This is a genomic window from Bacillus sp. NPDC060175, assembly GCF_042728695.1.
Classification (GTDB): Bacteria; Bacillota; Bacilli; order Bacillales; family Bacillaceae_G; genus Bacillus_A.
Window position 1 is genome coordinate 1 of record NZ_JBHWYR010000072.1, and the last position, 23152, is coordinate 23152.

Annotated in this window: 22 protein-coding genes and 1 pseudogene; 2 read left to right on the forward strand and 21 right to left on the reverse strand. The window is 33.0% G+C overall.

The window, feature by feature from the left end; translation table 11 throughout:
* Positions 1-2: 2 nt before the first annotated feature.
* Positions 3-137, forward strand: coding sequence for a LuxR family transcriptional regulator (locus ACFWDE_RS24865; protein WP_377895439.1), 135 nt, complete (start codon positions 3-5; stop codon positions 135-137).
* Positions 138-618: 481 nt separating this feature from the next.
* Here the strand turns inward: ACFWDE_RS24865 and ACFWDE_RS24870 are convergent, their stop codons facing one another.
* The 19 genes and pseudogenes from ACFWDE_RS24870 to ACFWDE_RS24960 all read right to left on the reverse strand — a co-directional run bounded on the left by ACFWDE_RS24870 (position 619) and on the right by ACFWDE_RS24960 (position 19262).
* Positions 619-1800, reverse strand: coding sequence for an agmatine deiminase family protein (locus ACFWDE_RS24870; RefSeq protein WP_377895404.1), 1182 nt, complete (start codon positions 1798-1800; stop codon positions 619-621).
* 355 nt (positions 1801-2155) lie between these two features.
* Positions 2156-2758, reverse strand: a complete 603-nt coding sequence (locus ACFWDE_RS24875) for a hypothetical protein (protein WP_377895406.1) — start codon at positions 2756-2758, stop codon at positions 2156-2158.
* Positions 2759-2785: 27 nt separating this feature from the next.
* Positions 2786-3595 carry a papain-like cysteine protease family protein gene (locus ACFWDE_RS24880; RefSeq protein ID WP_377895408.1) on the reverse strand — a complete coding sequence of 270 codons (810 nt, stop codon included), beginning with the start codon at positions 3593-3595 and terminating at the stop codon, positions 2786-2788.
* Positions 3596-3738: 143 nt separating this feature from the next.
* The gene (gene pepD / locus ACFWDE_RS24885) at positions 3739-5208 is read right to left on the reverse strand and encodes a beta-Ala-His dipeptidase (RefSeq protein WP_377895410.1); all 1470 of its coding nucleotides are present in this window, start codon (positions 5206-5208) and stop codon (positions 3739-3741) included.
* 138 nt (positions 5209-5346) lie between these two features.
* Complete coding sequence (locus ACFWDE_RS24890; protein WP_002147944.1) at positions 5347-5523, reverse strand: hypothetical protein; 177 nt, start codon at positions 5521-5523, stop codon at positions 5347-5349.
* Positions 5524-5598: 75 nt separating this feature from the next.
* Positions 5599-5724 (reverse strand): hypothetical protein, encoded by a 126-nt coding sequence (locus ACFWDE_RS24895; protein WP_033717878.1) that lies wholly within the window; start codon positions 5722-5724, stop codon positions 5599-5601.
* A 111-nt stretch (positions 5725-5835) separates the two neighbouring features.
* Complete coding sequence (locus ACFWDE_RS24900; protein WP_002147945.1) at positions 5836-6576, reverse strand: type II toxin-antitoxin system SpoIISA family toxin; 741 nt, start codon at positions 6574-6576, stop codon at positions 5836-5838.
* 186 nt (positions 6577-6762) lie between these two features.
* On the reverse strand, positions 6763-7500 hold the full coding sequence (gene gpmA, locus ACFWDE_RS24905; RefSeq protein ID WP_002147947.1) for a 2,3-diphosphoglycerate-dependent phosphoglycerate mutase: 738 nt from the start codon (positions 7498-7500) through the stop codon (positions 6763-6765).
* A 173-nt stretch (positions 7501-7673) separates the two neighbouring features.
* On the reverse strand, positions 7674-8150 hold the full coding sequence (locus ACFWDE_RS24910) for a MarR family winged helix-turn-helix transcriptional regulator (protein WP_002147949.1): 477 nt from the start codon (positions 8148-8150) through the stop codon (positions 7674-7676).
* Positions 8151-8620: 470 nt separating this feature from the next.
* Positions 8621-9751 (reverse strand): RNA-guided endonuclease InsQ/TnpB family protein, encoded by a 1131-nt coding sequence (locus ACFWDE_RS24915; protein WP_377895414.1) that lies wholly within the window; start codon positions 9749-9751, stop codon positions 8621-8623.
* A pseudogene (locus tag ACFWDE_RS24920) lies at positions 9711-10349 on the reverse strand (IS607 family transposase). Before ACFWDE_RS24920 ends, ACFWDE_RS24915 begins: the two are co-directional and overlap by 41 nt.
* Before the next feature lie 546 nt (positions 10350-10895).
* Positions 10896-11309, reverse strand: coding sequence for a VOC family protein (locus ACFWDE_RS24925; protein ID WP_377895416.1), 414 nt, complete (start codon positions 11307-11309; stop codon positions 10896-10898).
* 118 nt (positions 11310-11427) lie between these two features.
* Entirely contained in the window at positions 11428-12138 is a 711-nt protein-coding gene (locus ACFWDE_RS24930) for a class I SAM-dependent methyltransferase (protein ID WP_377895418.1), read from the reverse strand.
* Between the two features lie 107 nt (positions 12139-12245).
* Entirely contained in the window at positions 12246-13007 is a 762-nt protein-coding gene (locus ACFWDE_RS24935; RefSeq protein WP_377895420.1) for an ABC transporter ATP-binding protein, read from the reverse strand.
* A 12-nt stretch (positions 13008-13019) separates the two neighbouring features.
* On the reverse strand, positions 13020-15359 hold the full coding sequence (locus ACFWDE_RS24940; protein WP_377895422.1) for an ABC transporter permease: 2340 nt from the start codon (positions 15357-15359) through the stop codon (positions 13020-13022).
* A 6-nt stretch (positions 15360-15365) separates the two neighbouring features.
* Complete coding sequence (locus tag ACFWDE_RS24945; protein ID WP_377895425.1) at positions 15366-16628, reverse strand: MFS transporter; 1263 nt, start codon at positions 16626-16628, stop codon at positions 15366-15368.
* A 46-nt stretch (positions 16629-16674) separates the two neighbouring features.
* A complete protein-coding gene (locus ACFWDE_RS24950; protein WP_377895428.1) occupies positions 16675-17310 on the reverse strand; it encodes a TetR/AcrR family transcriptional regulator in 636 nt (211 codons plus the stop codon).
* A 256-nt stretch (positions 17311-17566) separates the two neighbouring features.
* Positions 17567-18919, reverse strand: a complete 1353-nt coding sequence (locus tag ACFWDE_RS24955) for a DEAD/DEAH box helicase (RefSeq protein WP_377895430.1) — start codon at positions 18917-18919, stop codon at positions 17567-17569.
* A gap of 73 nt (positions 18920-18992) precedes the next feature.
* Complete coding sequence (locus tag ACFWDE_RS24960) at positions 18993-19262, reverse strand: hypothetical protein (RefSeq protein ID WP_377895432.1); 270 nt, start codon at positions 19260-19262, stop codon at positions 18993-18995.
* 90 nt (positions 19263-19352) lie between these two features.
* On the opposite strand from ACFWDE_RS24960, the gene ACFWDE_RS24965 reads away from it, so the two are divergent.
* Positions 19353-20111 carry a hypothetical protein gene (locus ACFWDE_RS24965; RefSeq protein ID WP_377895434.1) on the forward strand — a complete coding sequence of 253 codons (759 nt, stop codon included), beginning with the start codon at positions 19353-19355 and terminating at the stop codon, positions 20109-20111.
* Between the two features lie 44 nt (positions 20112-20155).
* Here the strand turns inward: ACFWDE_RS24965 and ACFWDE_RS24970 are convergent, their stop codons facing one another.
* Both ACFWDE_RS24970 and ACFWDE_RS24975 read right to left on the reverse strand, forming a co-directional pair.
* Entirely contained in the window at positions 20156-20842 is a 687-nt protein-coding gene (locus ACFWDE_RS24970; protein ID WP_377895435.1) for an MBL fold metallo-hydrolase, read from the reverse strand.
* Positions 20843-21324: 482 nt separating this feature from the next.
* Complete coding sequence (locus tag ACFWDE_RS24975) at positions 21325-22656, reverse strand: exosporium glycoprotein BclB-related protein (RefSeq protein ID WP_377895437.1); 1332 nt, start codon at positions 22654-22656, stop codon at positions 21325-21327.
* Positions 22657-23152 lie beyond the last annotated feature (496 nt).

Sequence of the window (23152 nt, forward strand, 5' to 3'; positions counted from 1 at the left end):
TAATTAATCATATTAAAGAAAAATGGCATATTCATTCTAGAGTGGAATTAGGTATTTTAGTTTATCATTATGGTTTTATAGATGCACCCTTATTTTCAAATAAAGAAAGTCATTTATTTGAAAAGGTTGCACAATAATCGGCCAAGTATAATGCGTTTAAGTTACAAATAACAACAGAAAAGCCGCTGAACTTTTATTATTTAGGGTACTTCTGCATTCTGAAGTTGATGGGCATGTATGGATTGCTAAAAAAACATATAAATCTTATTCTTATAGATATTTTAGTAAGAATGATTGTGCTAGAAACTTTTAAAATGCTCATAATAGAGGAGTCTTTGGATGATTTATTGAAGGGCTTCAACGACTTTTAAAAGGTGAAAACATACCTTTAAACCATATTTCTACCGCAACAACAAGTATCGCTTTTCATTCAGAAAATCCATCCATTTTGATTAAGATTTTTTCAAAAAGGGTGGGTTTCTTTAGTTTATAGGAAAGTTATACTTAACTCATAAAAAATACAATAAAATAGGTAAAAATGCTATCGCATCTTACCTATCCTATGGATAAACAGGTTCTCATAAGAAATAGACAAATTCTCAAAGAATTATAAATATATTATTTTAAATTAATTGGTTGTTGTTGAGTAATACAATGAATCATACCACCATTTTTATACAGCTCTCTTACATCAATCCCCACCACTTTACGATCAGGATAAAGTTTTTGAATCATCTCATTTGCTATTTTATCATTAGGATCATTATAGTTTGGAACTAAGATAACTTCATTCGCTATATAATAATTAATATAGGTACCTTTATAATCAAGCTTCTTCCCATTTTTTAATGTAACATTATTCTTGCTTAGCGGTAGATATACATACTTGTACTTATTACCTGTAGCATCTTTTGCCTGCAGCAACCTGTTAATATCTTTGCCAGACGCTCCCCATTCAGCCAAATCTTTTTCTTTTAACGTTATAATAGTAGATTTATCGTGGAATTTGGCGAATCCATCAATATGAAAATCAGTAATATCTAAGTTAGGTGCTCCATCTAACCAAATAAAATTTGTTACCCCAAGTTCACTAAAATATTTTTCAATATCCTTTTCTGACAATTTAGCGTTCCTATTTTTATTCGTCACAGCACTTCTAGTTAATAAAACAGTTCCATTACCATCTAATTCAAATGCGCCACCTTCAAGAACAAATTTATTCCAATTAATTCTTTCAATGCCTAACTGATTGCTAAGATTCTCACGAAGACGAGCATCTTTCTTATATGGCGTTTTCTTTCCCCATCCGTTAAATCCTGGATCTAATATCTTTAGATTTTTGTCATTATCGTAAACAAAAATTGGACCAGTATCTCTAGCCCATACGTCGTCAGTAGGTGCGATAAAGAAATCAATTTTCTCCATATTTACCCCTTGATCCGTTAAAACTTCAATAATTCTTTCTTTCTCTTCTTGATCATATGCAACAATATGAACTTTTTCGCCTTTACTTAAAGATTCTGTCATTTGAATCCAAATCGGTTCTACTTCTTGCTGATATTTTGGCCCGTATGTAAATTCATGAGGCCATTGTAGCCATGTTCCTTCATGTTTGCTTTTTTCATCTGGCATTGTATACTTTCCTACTATTTTTTGCGCCTCTACTTTCTTCCTATCTTCTCTCTGCGTTTTTTCAATTTCCTTCGCCTGAACTTTCTCAATTCCCTTAACTTGAGCATAACCACTAATAATAGATGTGGTTAGTACAGCACTCATACACAATTTCGTTATTTTTTGCATTTCTTAACCTCCTTTTTTGTTTTACTGTAAACCTTTACATAGTGTTAAGGTCAAGATTTTTTAATTAAATTATTACATATGGAGCACGATTTAAATCGAACCATTTATAAAAACTCTGGAATGCATATAACCGTATAGATGAGGTACCCTAATGCTGCCATTAACCTTAATGTGAAGAGTATACAAAATCTCTACTATAATCACCATTTATCCCTATAACATCACGCGCTTTTTTCACTTGTTATCTTTTCTGCTCCTTCTACTGTATTTTTTATGAATGTATTCATTTCTAAAACTAATACAGTACATGAAATTTTATATTACATACGTATATATTTATTCAGTTTATAATTAACTATTCAAAAGCAGTTACGATTCTCTCTTTCATTTTCTGTATTATTTCACTGCTTAATATTTTTTGACCAGCAGGAAGTTTTAATATAGCAGCAGCACCCTTACTAAGATATATTTCTTGGTCATTATTTTGATTTACTATCAATATTCCTTGCCCTTCAAATTCAAAATAACTAATATTTTTTGTTTCATTTGTATTATTTTTTATTACTTTATATAACCCATATAAATCTTTACTTCTATTTTCTCCACCCGTTCGAATCGGTTCAGTATCATTCGCAACAATTAGTCCTTCTGGCTGCTCACCCTTCATAATAAACCACAACTTTTCATTTGTTGGTAATAGTATATGCTTAAATTCAGAGCTATTTAACATTTGCTGTGCTGGAATTGTTTCATAGATTGGTAACGAAAATGGAGAGGTTGTTATTTTTTCAAAACTTACATTTTCAGAAGAACTACTCTTACTATATTGATAATCTTTTAATGCGATCGATTGTACTGGCTCACCTTTATTTTTTGATGCATAACTAATTTTACTAGCGAAAATAATAACAGTCATTAAACAAATGCATGGTATCACAAGCTTAAGTAGTTTTCCCATTAATGAACCCCCACACTTTTAATATTATTAGTTTGCACGGATATTATAAACAGTTTCATTCCACCAAAAATTATTATTGTTATGGAACGTACTGAAATTATGATTATAATGATCACCATACCAAGGGTCCATGTAAGTTATATAGTCTGTTCCATTTGTACCTTTATAGAATCCATCAAGTACTAGAAAGTGTCCGATGTTAGCACCATTTTGCCACATAATGAGTGCAATTATCGGTTGATTACTATTAATTTGATTTTTGAACCAATCATACGATTTTGCTCCAGAACTTATAGCTGAGCTAACACCATATCCCGATAATCCATATTGTATTTCACGTGAAGTTGCAGGATTATTATATGATCCACCTTTGACATACCTAACATACTGATCTTGTGAAGGAGTTTTCCCAAAATAATTTAAAACTGAAACCGAAGTGCCCGCCCAACACCAATTTGATCCTTCTTGTAATATGTTAGGAACAGATAATTTACGATCTGTTGATGTATTTGGAGGATTCCCATTAATATAAGCTGACGTTACATATACTTTTTTCCCATCTTTAAAATAATAAAACCAACGATTATCTAAATTTCCTGTCCAGTAATCTTTAACCGCTTCACCATACTCCCATCCTTTAAAAGATACTTTTGTATTTCCGGGAATCACATCTACAATATTTGCATTCAAACTTTTTTCTTCTCTAACATTTACATTCAATGGAGCAGCTGTTCCTGAAAATTCAACTTCTTCTGCTATTATTTTGTGAACACCAATGAAGCTAAATGTGAAGAACAATAAAAACATACAAACAATAAATTGCTTTCTTCCCTTCATAAGTACTAAAAAACATCAACAATTCATCCTTATTAATTGTTCAAGCTTAATATTACATACTAACGGAAAATAACTTCTAATAAATTCCAACACAAAAAAAGTAGCCTATAAATTTTTATAGGCTACTTTTCATTTTATCGTTATTACTTAGCTAATTCTTTCGTTCCCTGCATTACATCAACGAAGAATCCCCAGTTGTTCACAACAGAAGAAATACTAATATGCTCATCTGGAGTGTGGACGTTGAATATATCTGGCCCGAATGAAATTGCATCTAATTCAGGCATCTTTTGAACGAATACACTGCATTCAATCCCTGCATGTACAGCGAAGATTTCAACATCTTTGTTGTATTTTTCTTGATGTACTTTTTCAAACAAATTACGAATTTGTGAGTTTGGATTGTATGGCCACTCCGGATATTCTGACTCTAATTCAAATGTTGCTCCAACTAATTCAGCAATATATTTAATTTCATCCGCAATATGTCGTTTTAAACTACTTACAGAACTTCTTACTTCGTTTCGCAATTTAATTTCATCTTGCAATGTTTCAATAACGCCTAAATTTGTTGAACTTTCTACAAGCCCTTTAATATCCATGCTCATACTTTGTATGCCATTTGGAATTAAGAATAATGATGAAATAAGCTGTTTTTGTGTTTCTTTAGCAAATACTTTTTCTACTTTCTCATCTAATTTTGTAAGTGTAACATGAACGTCCGGATCAACAGCACGCATTTCTTCTTGTAATACTCGTGTCCATGATTTTAATTTTTCTTCTACTTGCTCTACATCTTCTTGACGTAATAAAATTGTAGCTACACTTTCACGTGGAATTGCATTCGTTTTTAATCCGCCGTGAGCATCACTTATACCAAATTGAATATTTATTGATAAATCACGTAAAACTCGTCCTAGTACTTTGTTCGCATTTCCGCGTTGTTTATCAATTTCCATACCAGAATGTCCGCCCTTAAGTCCACCAACATATAGACGGTATGTATCCATATCAACTGGTGCCTCATCCCAAATTACTGGAATTGTTTCAACTGCTTTTGCACCACCAGCGCTACTTACAAGTAATTTATGATCTTCTTCAGAATCAATATTTATAAAGATCTTTCCATCAAAGTGGTTTGCATCAACAGCAAAAGCTCCGCCCATTGTCGTTTCTTCTTCAGTAGTAATTACTACTTCAAGTGCTGGATGCGGAATATCTTTTGAATCTAATAAAGCTAATGCATATGCAACAGCAATACCGTTATCAGCGCCTAAAGTTGTTTGATTCGCGTATAGCATATCCCCAATAATTCGTAATTCAATTGGATTTTTTTCAAAATCATGTACTGTTGCTTGATTTTTTTCACAAACCATATCCATGTGACCTTGAATGATAATAGCTGGTACACTCTCATAGCCAGCAGTTGCGTCTTTTTTAATAATGACATTTAATGCTTCATCTTGAATCACTTCTAAGTTACGCTCTTTTGCAAAGCCCACTAAATAATCACTAATTTCCTTTTCATTACCTGATCCTCTAGGAATCTTTGAAATTTCTGCAAAATGATAAAATACAGGGTGCTTTGTTAATTGTTCTAAAGTAGAATACATTTTTCAAGCTCCTCTCTCAAATACAATCAATATGTAAATAACTTAAATCACCTTCTATTATATCATGATTCACCATTTTACTTTTATACTGAATAATTCCCTGCCAATAACGAAATAAGAAATTGAAGGAGAACACATTTATGTATTCTCCTTCAATTTCTTATGTTGTATATATTTAGATGTTTTCCCATCAATCAGTTTCTCTAAGTGATCTATTTTTTTCGTTAATGCACCTTTCACAAGAGAGAAATCTGTATTTGATTCTTCCTTTTTATCTTTAAAAAACGAAGATTTTTGTACATTTAATTCTGCCATACCTTCTCCCCCTTTTACAAAAGATACAACCTTTTATTTATATTATATAGTAAATGTAGACAGAGTGTACACTTATCATTTTCTTTTTAATTCTTCTTCTAACTCTTCTACTTGCTGCAAAGTATCTCCTTTTATTAAAGAGAAATCTGTTGTATCTTCAGTCTCTTCTTTAAAAAAATCATTATCATAATCTTTTATCAATACAATCACCTCTACGTACTAGTGTAGGAATGATTGTCCAATTTTATACAACTTTGTCCGATTTTTTTCTAAATTATGTATTGGAGAAAAGGACAGAAAACGATTCTGTCCTTACTTACTAAAATAACTATGATGTATTGTTAAATTATATACATTTTCAAAGTCACGATCTTGTAGATTATTCTTCTTTCCATCAATAACAATAAAAACATCATTCACTATTTTTGCTGGTATAATTCCGACATTTTCTACTTGAACCGCTTGCTGACCATTCAATTGCTCTATGTGTTCTAAAGGTACTGTAATACTAAATTGAGAGCGAATACCACGGAAATTCGTATTTAATTCGATCGCTGCTTCAAATACAACAATTTTCGCACCTACTTTTTCCCCATACGAATCAAGAAATACGTTTAAACTATTTGTATACTCTTCTTCCGTATTCCATTCCATTGTCCCAAATGCTACTGGATTTACATTTTGAATAATTGTCGTATATATTTCTCCTCTTGCTTTTGAAGCAATTAATGACCGTTTAATTGATTGGACCGTCTTTCCAATATCGCTGAATTTCGCGCCCCATATTTCTGAAATATTAGGTGTCAAAATGAATGCAATATCAACGAAAATTACCATCGCAGTGAACATTAATAGATTTTTCCAGAGGGTTAAATCTATTCCTTTTATCATGAAATAAACTGTGACTGATGTTATAAACAAACCATACCAAGTTTTTCGAATTCGTTGTTTCTTCTCCTCATACAATTCTTCATTTTTCCAATAAAAGAAAACAAGAACTACAAAGATGATTGCTAGAATAAATAAGCCGATTCGAATGTTAGAGATCGTCAATCACATCACCCTCCATTCCAAAACTACTCACGATACCATTACATGCGCAAAGAGCCATCTTTATGACAAAAGACGTGGACAACCTTCTAAAGTTAGCTACATCGCATATACATTAGAAGCAGACCACGTCTTTTGTCATGAATCTACATTGTATATGTAGACAAGCATACGTTTCAAATTTTCATGTTAAAAAGAAATATGTTTCGGAATTTCCCCTTCAGGTACTTCTCCGTCCATACTTAAGTAATAATGACGAATTGGATGTAAATTTTCGTCTAATTCATAAACAAGTGGAATGCTAGTCGGTATATTTAATGTTACTACACCATCATTTGAGAGATTGTCTAAGTATTTCACAAGTGAACGAATCGTATTGCCGTGTGATGAAATAATTACTTTTTCACCACTTTTTAATGCCGGTGCGATTTCTGCATGCCAATAATCAAGTACTCTTTTCTCCGTATCCTCTAAACATTCAGTCAATGGAAATTCGCCTTTTTTTAACGTTTTGTATCTCGGAGCGTTCGCTGTATATCGGGGATCATCTTCAGTAAGTGCAGGCGGTCTCACATCTATACTTCTTCTCCAAATATGAACTTTTTCATCTCCGTATTTTTTTGCAGTTTCGTCTTTATTCAATCCTTGTAGTGCACCATAATGGCGTTCATTCAACTTCCATGAGTTATGTATAGGGACCCAAGTAAGATCCATTTCATGAAGTACAATCCATAATGTCCGTATTGCTCGTTTTAATACTGATGTATACGCAACATCAAACGTATATCCATTATTTTTTAATATTGTTCCTGCTTCTCTCGCTTCACTTAATCCATTCTTTGATAAATCTATATCTGTCCATCCTGTAAATCGATTTTCAAGATTCCACAAACTTTGTCCGTGACGAATAAGTACAAGTTTTATCATTATAATTCCCCTCTCGGAAATATGAATTTTAAAATTTCAATACGTACACATATAAAGTTTTTGGTAATGTGAATTTTTTATCCATACATTCTATGATTTATTCATAGTTGCCAAATATACAGATAAGAATTTATGATTTTTCAAACTACAAAAGAAGATACTATTTATATCTTTTATTCTACTGGTATTTCACGCTTAGACGACCATGCATCAAAGCCTGAACGGCTATTTGCCATTTCATTCATAACTTGATGCCAACTTTCTTCACATGATTCGCCAAACTGTGAGAAAATAGCCCCCATTTGCTCTCTTTGAACATCGCTCAGTTTTTTCTCTAAGTCTGTTCCTTCTTCTGTTAAAGACAGCTGTTTCACACGACGATCATGTGCAGCTTCATTACTCTCAATAAGTCCTTTTTCTAACAGTTGGCGCAACGGTCCGTGAAGAGCTTGTTTACTTATTTCTAAAAGTGATAGCAATTCATTTACACTAAGCCCCGGAAAACGAGCAATAAAAAACAGAATTCTATGGTGTACACGCTGTATACCGTACTCTTTTATAATTTCATCTGGTTTTTCTGTAAAAGTTTTATATGCAAAGTAAAATAATGCTAGTGCCTCATTCATTTGTTCTTCTTTATGTTGTGTCATCTACTTTCCCCCTACATGTAAATTATACCACAATTCAATTATGAAGAATTAAGTTGGTATATTGAGCCTAATTTCATTATTCTAAAACCAATAAATTTTAACTATTATATTTTTTGAAGGTTGTTTAATTCGCAAACCATACCTGCAAATAAAGTCTCCAAAATACTTCTTCCAGTTAATGAATTCCATTACTAGATAAGCTAAAAAATTAAATTAGCAGTTTTATATTATATAAAAAACTTAAAAAGCACCCCTTAAGTTGTTATAAATATAGCCGGTAACGGTTGTAAAACAAAAAAGGGATGATACATCTTAATCTTGAATCATCCGATACGATAAACTTAACTAAATCTATACAATTCAATCAAATTTACACAAGTTAGTGTTTCATCGTGTTCTCGCAACCCCGAAGGGACGAGGGGTATAACACTCCACACGAGGCAGTATCGTTACCTCATATTATCAAGCATTTATTTTACCCATCTTGATAAATTTATCGAAGCATTTAAATCCCTATCGTGATGGCTATTGCATTGAACACCACACCACTCACGTATTTTTAAACTCCACTGTCCTTCTGGTTGAACTGAATGGTCGTATTTAACGCCACAACATGAGCAAATCTTGCTTGAGGCGAACCATTTATCAGCTTTTACATACTCAATGCCATACTTCTCGCACTTGTATGATAAACATTGAAAGAAGAAGTTTAATTTTTGAAATGAAAATGCTTTCGATAGTTTTTTGTTTTTTAACAGGTTTGAGATAGGTAAGTCTTCCACAACAATCCTCATTGGTTTGGTTTTCACCAATTTAGCTGTTGCTTGATGGATATGGTTATTTCGGATATTCGTAATTTTCCTAGACAACCGAAAGTGTTCGGTTTTTGCTTTTTCATATCCTGCGGATTGAATTTTTACACCTTTTTTAAATCTCCTAGATATATCTCTTTGCGCTGACTTTTTCCTTTTCAAAAGTTTTTTAACCTTGGCATCTTTGTTTATATTTCGTTCTTTCATACCATTAGAAGCCACAAACAGCTCTTTTAAACCAACATCCACACCAATCGACTCATCGGTTAATTCTTGTGCTTCAAAGGATTCTTCGAACCCTACACTAATCCACCAGTGACGACCATCAAAGGTAACTCTTGGATTTGATGGTTTTTTGTTTCTTGGTAGTTGTTGGCTTGTTTTCACTTCTCCAATGGACTGAATATCAACTACTTTCTTTCCTATAATCAGTCTTTCATAATTGGCATAAAATCCTTGGATTAAATCTTTTTTGGATTTATAAGAAGTGTGATAACCATTTTTGTACTTTTCGAACGAATTTTTCCTCGCCTTGTCAAAATCTTTTGAAGCCTGTTTGGGAACTTGTACATTGATGTCTTTTAACCACTTATATCTCTTTCGCTTCTTGATCTTTGTAAATCGTTTCTGTAAAGCTAACTGTGAAACAGATTTTCCAAATAGCTTGTAGTATCTATCACTCCTTCTTTTACAATAGTTATAAGCGAATCTTGCAGCACCAGCATGGTTTCTAAGCACTTTTTCTTGTTCAGGCGTTGGAATCAGTCTGACTTTCTTCGCCAATATCATCAGAAGTCAACTCCTTGATTATCTGTTTGGTCTTTTTAGAGCGCTTGCCTTGAAGTTTACGACTAAATACTGTAATGATTTGAACAAGGTCTTCTACGACCTCCTGTTCTTCTGTTTTAGCAGTATTGTCAATTATTTCAATCGCTGTTCCATGTAGTTGACAGATCTTTTCAACCAACTCATAACCGAACCTCACAAGCCTATCTTTGTGCATGACAACAACTTTTTCAACCTCATTGTTCTCAATGCGTTCAATTAACTTGTTAAAGCCTTTTTACTTATAATCGATCCCAGATCCAATATCTTCGATAATTTCAAATTGATAACCTCGTGCGATGAGATATTGCTTCATTCTATCGACTTGTCTTTCTAGGTCATTTTTTTGACTCGAAAAACTAACTCTATAATAGCCAATTATGATACGGTTATTCGGTCGCTCACCTTTTAGATAATGAATGATTTGTTCTTCTGAATAATAGCGTGTTTTGCCAGCAGTAATCTTTTCAGGCACTAATTCACCACTTTGGTGCATTCTCCTGAGACTACTCGGATGCAAACCTGTTAATTCTGATACTTGACTAACTCGTAAAAATTTCATTATTATTCCCACCTCATTGAATCTGCCATAACACATACGTTCGATAGATTAAATGAAGTTTGATAGATTTAATTAAATTTATCTCGTTCAACTAAGGGCGCAATTCCTTAGCCAGTTCTCTTATGAACTTCTCATGTTTTCACATGAGCGCAGACTATATGTTTATCTCTTTAGAGATAGAGGATTTTTCCATCACCATAGGCTTGTGACGTACTTTCGTCAGTTATACGAGATAGTCGTTGAACGTTCATCTTATCAATTTCAACTTAGATGATTCGATGCGGAAGACCCATTGTTCTAATGTTTAGGATTTAACCTTGCACCATCTGATTGATTTTTTCTGCTTTCGCGACATTCACGCTCGCTATTTCTAGCCACGCTGTAGTTCAATCAGCTTTAGGGATTGCCCGCAGTTAACCCCCACTACTAGCCAATCACTTGACTAGCAGGGCTTACTGATATATTTAATTAACTTTAGTTATAATTGGTTAAATAAATCGTAACAGTTAATTATCCTTTTATTTTTATGACTTTAATGTCACCATATTATTCATCTCCAGCAAGAGTTAACTGCCAAGAAACGCCATACTTATCATTTAACCAGACAAATTTTTTACTAAATGGATAGGCACCTAAAGGCATAAGAATTGCTCCGTCTTGCGCTAACTTATTAAAAACAGTTTCAATTTCTTCTTCCGTATCACAAGTTACATAAAGAGACATAGATGGAGTGAATGTAAAATCATGCTTTACATAACTATCAATACACATGAATTCTTGGCCATTTAACGTGAATGTTGCATGTATTACAGTTCCCTCTTTACCAGGTCCCTTTTCATCGTAATGAGAGATACTTACAATTTCTGATTGATCAAATAGCGACGTGTAAAATTTCATCGCTTCTTCAGCTTTTCCCTCAAACATTAAAAACGTAGTGATTTTTTGATTTGTATTACTCATCTAGAGACATCCCCTTGTTATGTATTTATGCAAAACATACATCGGTCAATAAAACCAAACGTACGTTCCTATTAATGTATTGTCTATAAAAACGATGAGTTTGTCAATTATCTATGTTTTATTTCTTCTTAAATAATGCTGTCCAAAGAAATGATTCCCCAAACATATTATTTGGTTGTTCAATTTGCTTCATCTTTCTAATTTCAATTACTTCAAATTCTTTAAATACTTCTCTTAATTTTTCTTCAGAATATGCCAGTCCACCTTGTAAACTCCAACCCCTATATACATCCCAATCTGTTATTTCTGATCCATTTCGTTCATCCAGATCACCTGCTGCAAAACATGTTAATCCGAAATAACCACCAGATTTCAATGAGTTATTAATTAAATCGACATAATTCATTCTTCTATGCGGTGGAATGTGATGCAAACAGCCCGAATCATATACAAAATCAAATTCATTTTGAGTTTCTAAATTAAAAATCGAATCACAAATAAAGTGAATTTTCGCCCCTTTTGCTAACGCCCTCTCTTTCGCCCAATTAATACCTTCTACAGATAAATCCACCGCGGTTACATCAAATCCTTCATTCGCTAAATAAATTGCGTTTCTTCCTGGACCACATCCAAGCTCCAACACTTCCCCTTTGAAAACCCATTCTTTTTGTAAATATGAAACTAGGTTTTCATCTGGAACATTTTCAAAAAATGGAACATTCTTTTCTCTATTTGCATAAAATTCATTCCAAAATGGTTCAGCAGGTCTTAATAATGAATCAAGCATTTTTAAAATATCTTCTTGTGTGTGTAACGTTTCATGTTTCATTTGTCCCCCTCCACATTCCAATAGTCAGAAAATTATTATATCTCTTTTTAAACTTTCAAACAAAGAAAAAACTCCTATATTCAATAGGAGTCAAAAATATTATCTCTTTAAAATCTAAGTACAGTTAACCATTTTAACAACTTCTCTTCTCGCACCTTCAAATCATCTTTTCTATACTTACCCATCTGTATTTCGCTAACAATTTCTCCGTCCACCATAAAAAGAACTCTTTCTGTTTTAGCTGCTACCTTTACGTCATGAGTAACTAGCATAATTGTAGTTCCCATACGGTTTATATTTGCTAAAATATCCATTACCTCTTCTGTCGCTTTTAAATTCAAAGCACCCGTTGGTTCGTCAGCAAAAATAATATTAGGTTTATTTATGAGCGCTCTACAAATAGATACCCTTTGTAATTCTCCTCCTGATGCTTCAGTTATATTATTAGTTGCAATTTGACTAATTCCCGTTTTCTTCATCAATTCAAGTGCACGTTTATTTATTATTTTCCTGCTCTCAATTTTTGCTAAATACGCAGGCAAAACTATATTATCAAAAAGATTCAAATTTCTAAGAAGATTGCTCTGTTGAAAAATAAATCCCATTTCGCTGAGTCGTAATTTTGCTAACACCTCTTCTTTCATACATGTTATTTCTTTACTATCAACTTTCACACTTCCTGATGACATTCGATCCATTCCGCTAATATTATATAGTAACGTCGATTTTCCTGAACCAGAAGGTCCCATGACCGATATAAACTCTCCCTCATAAATCTCTAAATTTATATTTTTTAACATATGGTAAGTTTTATTTCCATCCATTGCGTATTTTTTATTTAATTGTTTTACTTCTAAAATTTTTTTCAAATTACACACCTCCTACTCCCCATTTAGCTTTAAATCACTTGTTTGTTTCACTGTAAAACTACTGAAAAGTGTTGCTGCGGTCACAGATATAAATAAAATAGCTGGACATACCACATAAGAAATGATCGGATTAACAACAAACTTTATGTGAGCTGCTCCCATAAATGAACCTAACCAGCTTATTAGTGTTTCTCCAAACGTAGCAGCTATAAATGTCCCTGTTAAAATACCTACTAATACTATAGCAATAGAACGAGTAACATATTGTATACGAATATCTTTGTAGGAAAAGCCGATACTTTTCATAATTAATATTTGCGAAGAATCTTTTACCAATAACATTTTAAAAAACATCGCAGTTATTAAAACCGATATCAATATAGCAATCAAAATTGCCACTTGTGTCACGAGTCTTAATTGTTTAATCGTCTCTCCTAAAGTTTGAGATAAATAATTATCCGTATCTGTTATTTTTGCAGAATTAAAATTTTGTTTATACTCCTTCACTTTTTCTTGCAGATTCACTTTGGGTTTCATATCTACATTTACTACGTACCATAATATATTTTCTTTATTGTAAGAAAAACTCGCTTTAGCTGTTTTTCCTCCATTCGTTACATCTTGATATATACCACTAATAGTTAGCATTTTCTCTTTTCCTTCTACAAATAAAACGATTTCATCCCCTATAGTCTTTTTTAATTCATCTGCGTTCATATAAGAGAGAGCGATCTCATTTTCATTTTTTGGTGCCATACCTTTAACATATTCTATTGGAAATTGGATGAAATCTCCCACTTCTACATTTAAATTTCCATTTGTACCATCAGCTTTCACCATTTTAAATGTACTCGTTACAAATGCTGCATATTTTTCTACCTCTTCATCGTTTCCGATATACGATATAACGTCATTAAACCGTTTTTCTATATTTTCAGATTGCTGTAAATCTATTCGTATATCACTCTTTCCCGTTCCCATATAATTAACAAATTGCGGTGACTGAATCGTGTACAAAAAGTTAACTGGTACAACAATCATGAACACTGCAATTATAAAAACGATACTTAATACTCGATATAACTTAAATCGTTTCACTACATCTTGTATACCAATAAATATATTTACATTTGCAATTTTAGTTTGATAGAGAGAAAAAAATCTTCTAATCTTTCTTTTTCCTAGTTTATCTCTTGATCGTAAAGCGTCTATTGCTGTAATTCTCCTGAAATTCCGCAAAATCATGCGGCAAAAAAAGATAACGGCTAGAAATAACAATGTTGTGACTATCAATGGCACAACATAATGTAAAATACTTTTATTAGCTGTCCCCATATAAAGTGCGATGTTAGAGGTAAATATTTTTGTAACAAATAACGAAAGGATATATCCACATATACATCCAATAGCGGAAATAACAACATATTTTGTTACATATAGTTTTTGAATATCTTTACTTTGAATGCCGATAGCTTTCATAACACCAATTTCCCGATAATCTTCTTCCATAGAAGTAATAATCGTAAATCTAAAACATAAAATTGCGATTAACATTAATAATGCACTTATAATGATCAGCACTGCAGCTATTATTCCATCTGTTAATGAATTGAGTGTTTTAAAGAGTGAATACGTAATAGAGGGACCTTTTTGGGGTAAGTTCGATGACTGGTATAAAGTTTCAAATTCATTTATTTTATCTAAATCTGTTAGCTGGAATTCAATAAGATATTCACTTTCTCCAAAATTCCCCTTTATTCTTTCGAAGTCTTCATCGCTTATTACAAATCGTTTTGAACTAACAAGTGATGGGTTCATTTGAACATCACGAACAAATGCCGAAATAGCCAATTCTAGTTCATTATTATTTTTAACAACCCATATTTTATCTCCAATACGCAAATTATATTTTTGCATATAATAAATTGGTACACCTATTTCCCCTTTCCTAACATCGATCACTTCATTATTTAAATCTAATAAAAAGTCAAAATTACTATTTTGTTTAACGAAGCTAATGTCCATTACACTATTATGTTCCGCTTGATTTTTCTTCTTTATAAAAATGTTAGATTCGCCTATTTGAACCATCTCAGCTGTTTGCTGTTTTTTTACAAAAGGAGTTTTCGCTACAAATGAATCGATTGACTTTTGATTTATTTCTCCGGCATGCATTTGTACGAAGTGCGGTGCGTTTGATACTTTAAACAATTGATCCATCGAGTTCAATAGATTTATAACATTACTTGAAGCACTAGCCATTAAAAGACTTGATAACATGATAAACATAAATAAAATGGTAATTATCATGTTATTTTGAGAAAAATCTCTTTTTAACATTCTCCTAATCATATTAAGCTAGTTCCCCTCATTCCATAATATTTTCTTCGTCACTATCGCTATTATTATCATTATGAAACTAATAGCTAATATAGGTAAATAAATTTTCATACTGTATTCTTCAAACATAAAACCATAAATGACTTGCCCAATTGGTGCCATACATTGAGATACCGCTGTTATAATTGCCATTACTTTTCCTAGGTTTTCATTTGGTGTTTTCTTTTGGACTACAGTAATTACATAGATGGATACAATTGTCATGATCATTGCAATTAAAATAGAAGAAAGTATAAAGAGGATAAATGGTGGATAGTATCCTAAATTAAGAATAAAAGGCGTAACTGATAGTGCCATTGGTATTACTAATAATGCTATTAAAAGCATCCAGTAAAACAATGTTTTCATCTTCAGCTTTTTCGCAAAAAAACCTATTGATAATGCACCTAAAATAGTAGCAAAATCGATTAATCCCATTCCAATTCCGTATAACGTGTCGCTACTTTCCATTGTTACTCGTATAATAATTGGAGTACCAACAACAAATAGTGGTGTCAATATTAAATTTAGTAATGCAGCTAAAAGCATAGATTTCAAAATAAATGGTTGTTTTAAAACGTATACGAAGCCATCTTTCATATCCTTTACAATTGTCGGTATTATATGGCTTTCTTGCGCTCTTTTTATAAAAGGTATTGTAATAAACATTTCTAAAATCGCAGATAAAAAGAAAGCAAGGCAACTTATTATTACAAGTATTTTCAAACCAATTATGCCGTACAATATTCCTCCTAATACAGGAGCTACTATATTAGATAATGCTTGCACACCATTTACGATACCGTTTGCTTGTTCTAACTTTTTCTCTGGAACTAATTGCGGAATACTCGCCATTACAACTGGTGAGTACATTGCACTAATGACTGCTAGCAAAAACATAATTGTTCCAATTAATAGAATAGATACAGATCCAGTAAATAACAAAACTATAAAGCTTAATACAATCGCAGCGTTTATAAAATCAAAAATAACCATTAAATTACGGCGATTGAAACGATCTGCTATTGCTCCGCCGAGAGGGGCTAGCAAAAAAGGAATACTCGTTACTGCATATAGTCCTGCGAATATATCAGCACGCCCTGTTATATCTAATACGTATAACGACAGAGCAAAACGTAAAAGTGCTGATCCTAGAATAGTAATAATTTGCCCACTCACCATTAAGTGAAAATCTTTCATAGAAGATCTTATACTTGCTGGCATCCTCATCACACCCTTCATTCGATTCAGACCGACTGTCGGTCGATAATATCCAAACAGAAAATTACTATTTCTGTTTGATTAAAACCTCCACCATGTAATCAAAGGCTCCCTCTTTCGCTCCAACAGATGCTTCCATCATTTTAATATAAGCTTTAGCTCTCCTCATCATTTCTTCCGGCTTCCACTGGAATAAACCCTCATCAAATATGACTTGTGCTGAAGAGAGTAATAATTCAATCGTTTCTTGTGGGTATGGAGTAGAAAATATGCCTTCAGCGATTCCTTGTTCTAAAATCTCTGCTAAAACAGGAGATAAATGAATAATTGATTGTACTATACTTTTTTGATGCATTTCCGCATTATTTGGCTGATGAAATTGTTCAATCATTTTATCTTTTACATCTCCTGATTTTGGTGATTGTTCCATTAAAACTCGAAATAACTTATCTAAAACTGGGATATTAGGATTAGAGACAATTGCTTTCGCTTTAGCAACATCTGCTTTAATAATCCTCATAATAATTTCATCCATTACTTCTTCTTTCGACTTAAAATAATGATAAAACGTCCCCTTTGCTATACCAATCTCTTTTAAAATGTCATTTACTGTAGTTTTCGTATACCCTTTTGTAATAAACAAACGTTCAGCAGTTTCTAAAATTTCATTTCTACGCTCCCCATATTCTTTTACGATCCTCATTCATGTACTCCTTCCTACGGACCGACTGTCGGTTTATTTAAAGTATATGTTTAGTATGTAAAAAGTTTCCTGTTATCGTACATATACAACAACCTACTTTATATTTCCTTTATGAATTTTAAAATTTATTTTTAATACGGTGAATGAAATTTTAAAAATTATTCCTATGCAATCACCCTTGTACTTATATCGACTGCGTTGTTTAAAAATAAAAAAGAGCCGCAACGCTTTGCGACTCTTTTATAATAATAACTATTTAACGGCCACGTCTTTGTTGACCTTGTTTTGTACTACTTTTTTTATTGCTTGGCTTATTAAATGATCGATTGTTATCATTTCTCGAACTATTTCTTGAATCGTTTCTTGGACCACCTTTTGAACCACTTCTTGAACCTTCACGGCTATCTCTTTGACGATATTGACCTGATTTCTTTGGAGCCGGCTTTTGTACCGGTTTTCCATTTTCATCTACATTTTTTATCATCGGTTGTTCGATTATTTGTCTTTGTATTGGTGCACCAAGCGTTTTTTCAATTTCTTCTAAATGTTTTTCATCTTTCGCTGCAACGAACGTAATTGCAAGACCTGATCCACCTGCACGTCCTGTTCGGCCAATGCGGTGAATATAACTTTCTACATCTTCAGGGATATCAAAGTTAAATACGTGCGTTACACCATCTACATCAAGTCCACGAGCTGCTACATCAGTCGCAATTAAGTACTGAATTTTAGCTTCGCGGAAACTCTTCATGACTCTTTCACGTTTCGCTTGAGGTATATCACCATGAAGTTCAGCACAATTATAACCTAGTCCTTTTAAATTATCATACAGCTTACTTACTCTAACCTTTGTACGACAGAAAATAACTGCTAAAAATGGCTGATCACGATCCATAACAAAACGAAGTGCATCTGGCTTTGCACGATCTGTCGTCTCAATGACACGCTGCTCAATTGTATCTACCGTTACTTCTTCACTTTGTACTTGAATCATTTGCGGCTCTTCCATATAACGTTTCGCCAATTTTTTAATATCTTTTGGCATCGTTGCTGAGAATAACATCGTTTGTTTACTATCAGGTGTCTCATCTAAAATATCTTCAATATCATATAAGAATCCGAAATAAAGCATTTGATCCGCTTCATCTAGTACAATTGTTGAAAGATTACTTAAATCAATTGTTTCACGACGTATATGATCTAATAATCGTCCTGGTGTCGCTACAACTATATGTGTATTACCTTTTAATTTTCTTAATTGTTGTGCTACATCTTGTCCGCCATATATCGCTAGTACATTAATATCTTCTCTTTGAACAAGCATTTTTTTAATTTCAGTTGTAATTTGCAGTGCTAGTTCCCTTGTTGGTGCAACAATTAAAGCCTGAACATCACTAGACTCTGGATCGATTTTTTCTAAAATCGGTAACACGAATGCTAACGTTTTACCCGTCCCTGTTTTCGCTTGCCCAATAATATCTTTTCCTGACATAATAACAGGAATTGCTTTCTCTTGAATTGGTGTTGCTTCCGAAATTCCATTTTCACGTAATGTATGATTAAAAGTTTCACTAATTCCTAATTCTAAAAAGTTTTTCAAATAGACCACTTCTTTTCCTTATTTTTCACATTAGCTTTCATTGTACCATTTGTTTCGCCAAATATGAAAAATAAAAAAATTCTTATCTTCTTTTTTTATATTCACTATATACAAGTTGGACGAATTCGGTTTGTTTTCTTTCAGATTTTAAAAGTCCGTCCATATTGCCAGAAGACAAAATGTACTTCTTAATTTTGCTGTTATTCCAAATTAAACTCGTATACTTCTTATCTTCATGTAAATTTCGAAACCACTCAAATTCGCTTAATTTCGCAATATGATGTTTTAATTTCATATCATTTCGAGGATAAAATAAAATTACATCTGCAATTACATCAAATAAAGAGCTCATAATCTTCCCTCCTATGACTTCTTTTAAATGTATACGTTCCTTTACATATATATTTAAAATTTACGGAAATATAGTTAGAGGGTGATAAAAGTGAACACTAAATTAATAAAGACTTTTTGCATATTTATCTTACTATATTTTCAATCCACCTCAATTATTATGGCCAAATCTCAAACCGATGTAATAAGTAAATTTAAACATGCTTTACTCAAAAATGATGAGAAATTAATGCAGTCATATGTAACAGAAGGGATTAAACTACCTGCTTTCCAAAAAGATAAACATTTTCATGAAATTGTAGAAGTACCATCTCCTAAAGAGGATACTACAATTCTTATTACTTATGTCAAAGACACTAATAATGTATTTACTATTGGTTCCATTTTAGAAATCGTAACAAAAAATAATAAAATATCTCAAATTAATCAAATTTATGATGGAACTAATCCGTTTATGAAAGAAGCTACTATTGTAAAAGAATATGAATTGAAATATAAACAGCATATACTTACCCCTACAATATTCCCATTTAAAATTCAACAATTTCACGGTCACATCTATAACAATTACTTGGAACTCCATTACAATAATGAAGATATTAATGCGATTTTAAAAATCACTGTTTCACCAATTCAAAATAAATTAGTCCAATATGTACATAAAGGAACTAAATTTTACCGCTTAAAAAATAATATAAAAGCAATATATAACCCTCATTTTGATTTAGCATATGAGCTCATTTTTCAAAAAGACAGTTTTCAATATAAAATCTCAATTGGTAACAAACTACATTTAAAAAGAAAATACAATGTAAATGATTTGATTCAAATTGCAGAATCTATGAATTAAAAAACCGATCTTTTTATTTTAAAATAGATCGGTTTTTTATTATTTTATACAGTGAGTTTCCCTCCATGATAGCAATAATATCTTGTTGCTTTAAGATTTTTAATCTCCTTTAAAGACTGCTCCGCTTTTTCTATATCTAAACAAAAGTTCGGATTCGCAATTACTAATTTTCGATTATCTTGAACAGCTGCGTCTCCCGTAATTACACAATCCAAATTTGGAAAATATAATGAAATATGCCCCGAAGTATGCCCTGGCGTCTCCAGTATTTTACATTCATTATTCAAAATCATTTGACCATCATGTACTTTTTCATCAACAGGAATATGCCTTACATTTTTTAACTGCTGTATAAACCATTCACCAAATTCCTTTTCTTCATTTTGCATATGTTCTAGCATTTCTTCAGCTTGAACCAACCTCTCTGATTTTATATCACCACTAATATAGTTAGATTCAATTTCACTAGCAATAATATTAATTTGAGGATATCTCACTTTGAAATCGTATAAAGACCCTATATGATCGTCATCATAATGAGTAATAATTATATTTTTTAAGTTTTTCATCTCATATCCATGTTTTAAAATTTCATCTTCAATTAAAGATGAAAAATTTGTATAACCTGTATCTACTAAAGTTAATTCATTGTTTAATATGATTAAGCTCGGATAAATACATTGTTTTCTCCCGTTAAATTCGAATTCAATTGGTAGTTCTATTATCTTCATTTTTCTTCCCCCATACCGCTTATTAAATGTTTAATAATAACTGAATCGTCTACATATATTTTACTATACATATCACGAATGGTTTTATGAGTATTTCTTATTAATTTTTTTATTGATTAAGCCCATTTTTAAAAGTGGCATATTAGCCATATCTTATTTCTATTTTGTATAGGTGTTAGCAAGTTCGTTTGCAAACTTGTTAGCACTTTTTTATATTTTTTCTATTATGTACACATTCACAAATACATCGCATTTAGCTCCCAACTCATTTAACCATCTTTTCAAAAAACAAGGAATAATAAAGGATATCAATGCAATAAAATAATTTTTTGCAGGATGGTAGCAATATTAAAATAAACAAAAAATACACCTTCGACAAATGAAGGTGTATTTTTTCACATCTATCGCTTTCAAATAATTTATAAATACTATAATCTTATTCGGGACTTGTATAAAGATAAAAATAGTAACCTCAAATTCTTTTAATTAATTCCTAATCCTGCACTTGCATAACCCGTAATGGTATTAACTAGTGACAGACCAGAAGCTGTAGCAGAAAAAACTAGCAAGAGCCTTGTTGCTGGGGTTACCGGAATATTCAATCCTGTTATTATCCCAGATGATATAGTTCCTAAAGCTAATGCCCCCGTTAAAGGAGGTGATAAAGTAACTATTGCCCCTGGAATCGGGCTAAAAGTATTATCCGGGGTAGTTGACTGATACAATTGCGCATTTAATGTCACCGTCGTACCAACCAAGCTTAGTGCGACAGTAACACTAAAATATGCCGCTAACGAAGTAATGGTACCACTACGCGGCATTGAAAATGCAAAATTTATAATTGGCCCTAATGCCGTACCTGTCAAATCAATATTGCCTCCAACAAGTGATATACCTGTTGCTGAATTCCCAAATCCAACTAAACTTGTTGTCCCTACTAATCCACCTGCAATTGTAGTCAGAATAACCGGGCCGCCAGAAGCAAATGGTAAAATCGCTCCACTTCCTGTCGCTCCAGTTCCTCCCGTTGCCCCGGTTGTCCCTGTACCTCCTATCGGGCCTGTTACCCCGGTTACTCCCGTATTTCCTGTCGGACCTGTTACCCCAGTTACTCCCGTATTTCCTGTTGGACCTGTTACCCCAGTTACTCCCGTATTTCCTGTCGGACCTGTTACCCCGGTTACTCCCGTATTTCCTGTCGGACCTGTTATCCCGGTTGCTCCCGTATTTCCTGTCGGACCCGTTATCCCAGTTACTCCCGTATTTCCTGTCGGACCTGTTGCCCCCGTTACTCCCGTATTTCCTGTCGGACCTGTTACCCCGGTTACTCCCGTATTTCCTGTCGGACCCGTTATCCCAGTTGCTCCCGTATTTCCTGTCGGACCTGTTGCCCCCGTTACTCCCATATTTCCTGTCGGACCCGTTATCCCAGTTACTCCCGTATTTCCTGTCGGACCTGTTACCCCGGTTGCTCCTGTATTTCCTGTCGGGCCTGTTGCCCCAGTTGCTCCTGTATTTCCTATCGGGCCTGTTATCCCCGTTACTCCCGTACCTCCTGTCGGACCTGTTACCCCAGTTGCTCCTGTATTTCCTGTTGCCCCAGTTGCTCCCGTATTTCCTGTCGGGCCTGTTGCCCCAGTTGCTCCTGTATTTCCTGTCGGGCCTGTTATCCCAGTTGCTCCCGTATTTCCTGTCGGGCCTGTCGGAAATGTTATTGATGGAATCGGCGGAAAAGTAGGCCCAACTAAATCAGGATCTATAGCATTTGCTTGAAGCAATTCATGTATTTTTTGTATTTCATTTTTACCAGCCACATCATCACCTCCTATAATACGACTACATTATAGTGATATGCGAAATTATATTACACTTCATTTATCGTTATATAATATGTTTTCCCTCTACTATTATGCACCTTATATCAAGACTAACGCTTAAAGTACAATTAAGTTGTTTAATTAAGATAGGCCTATTTTTGCAGCCGATATATACAGCTATTTAACAATTGGACTGATAGATTATTTGAAGATATACCAACACTCAATAGAGAGCATGTTTTCAGCCTTAGACGAAAGGGATGAAGAAAAGACTGAAGAGTATCTAAACGTTTTACGTTCTATATAAAGGTTTTCATCTAATAGGTTTGATTGTAAAACCAATACTTAAAACATTATCAAAAAGTGAATTCTAATTACATAGAAATAAAAAAACCGCCCGGTTTTGAAGTGCACCCCGATTGTTAGACATTTTGTAAAAAAAAGGGTGGCCGATAATTAAATAGGTCAAAATTTAAAAAAAAAGAAAAAAAAA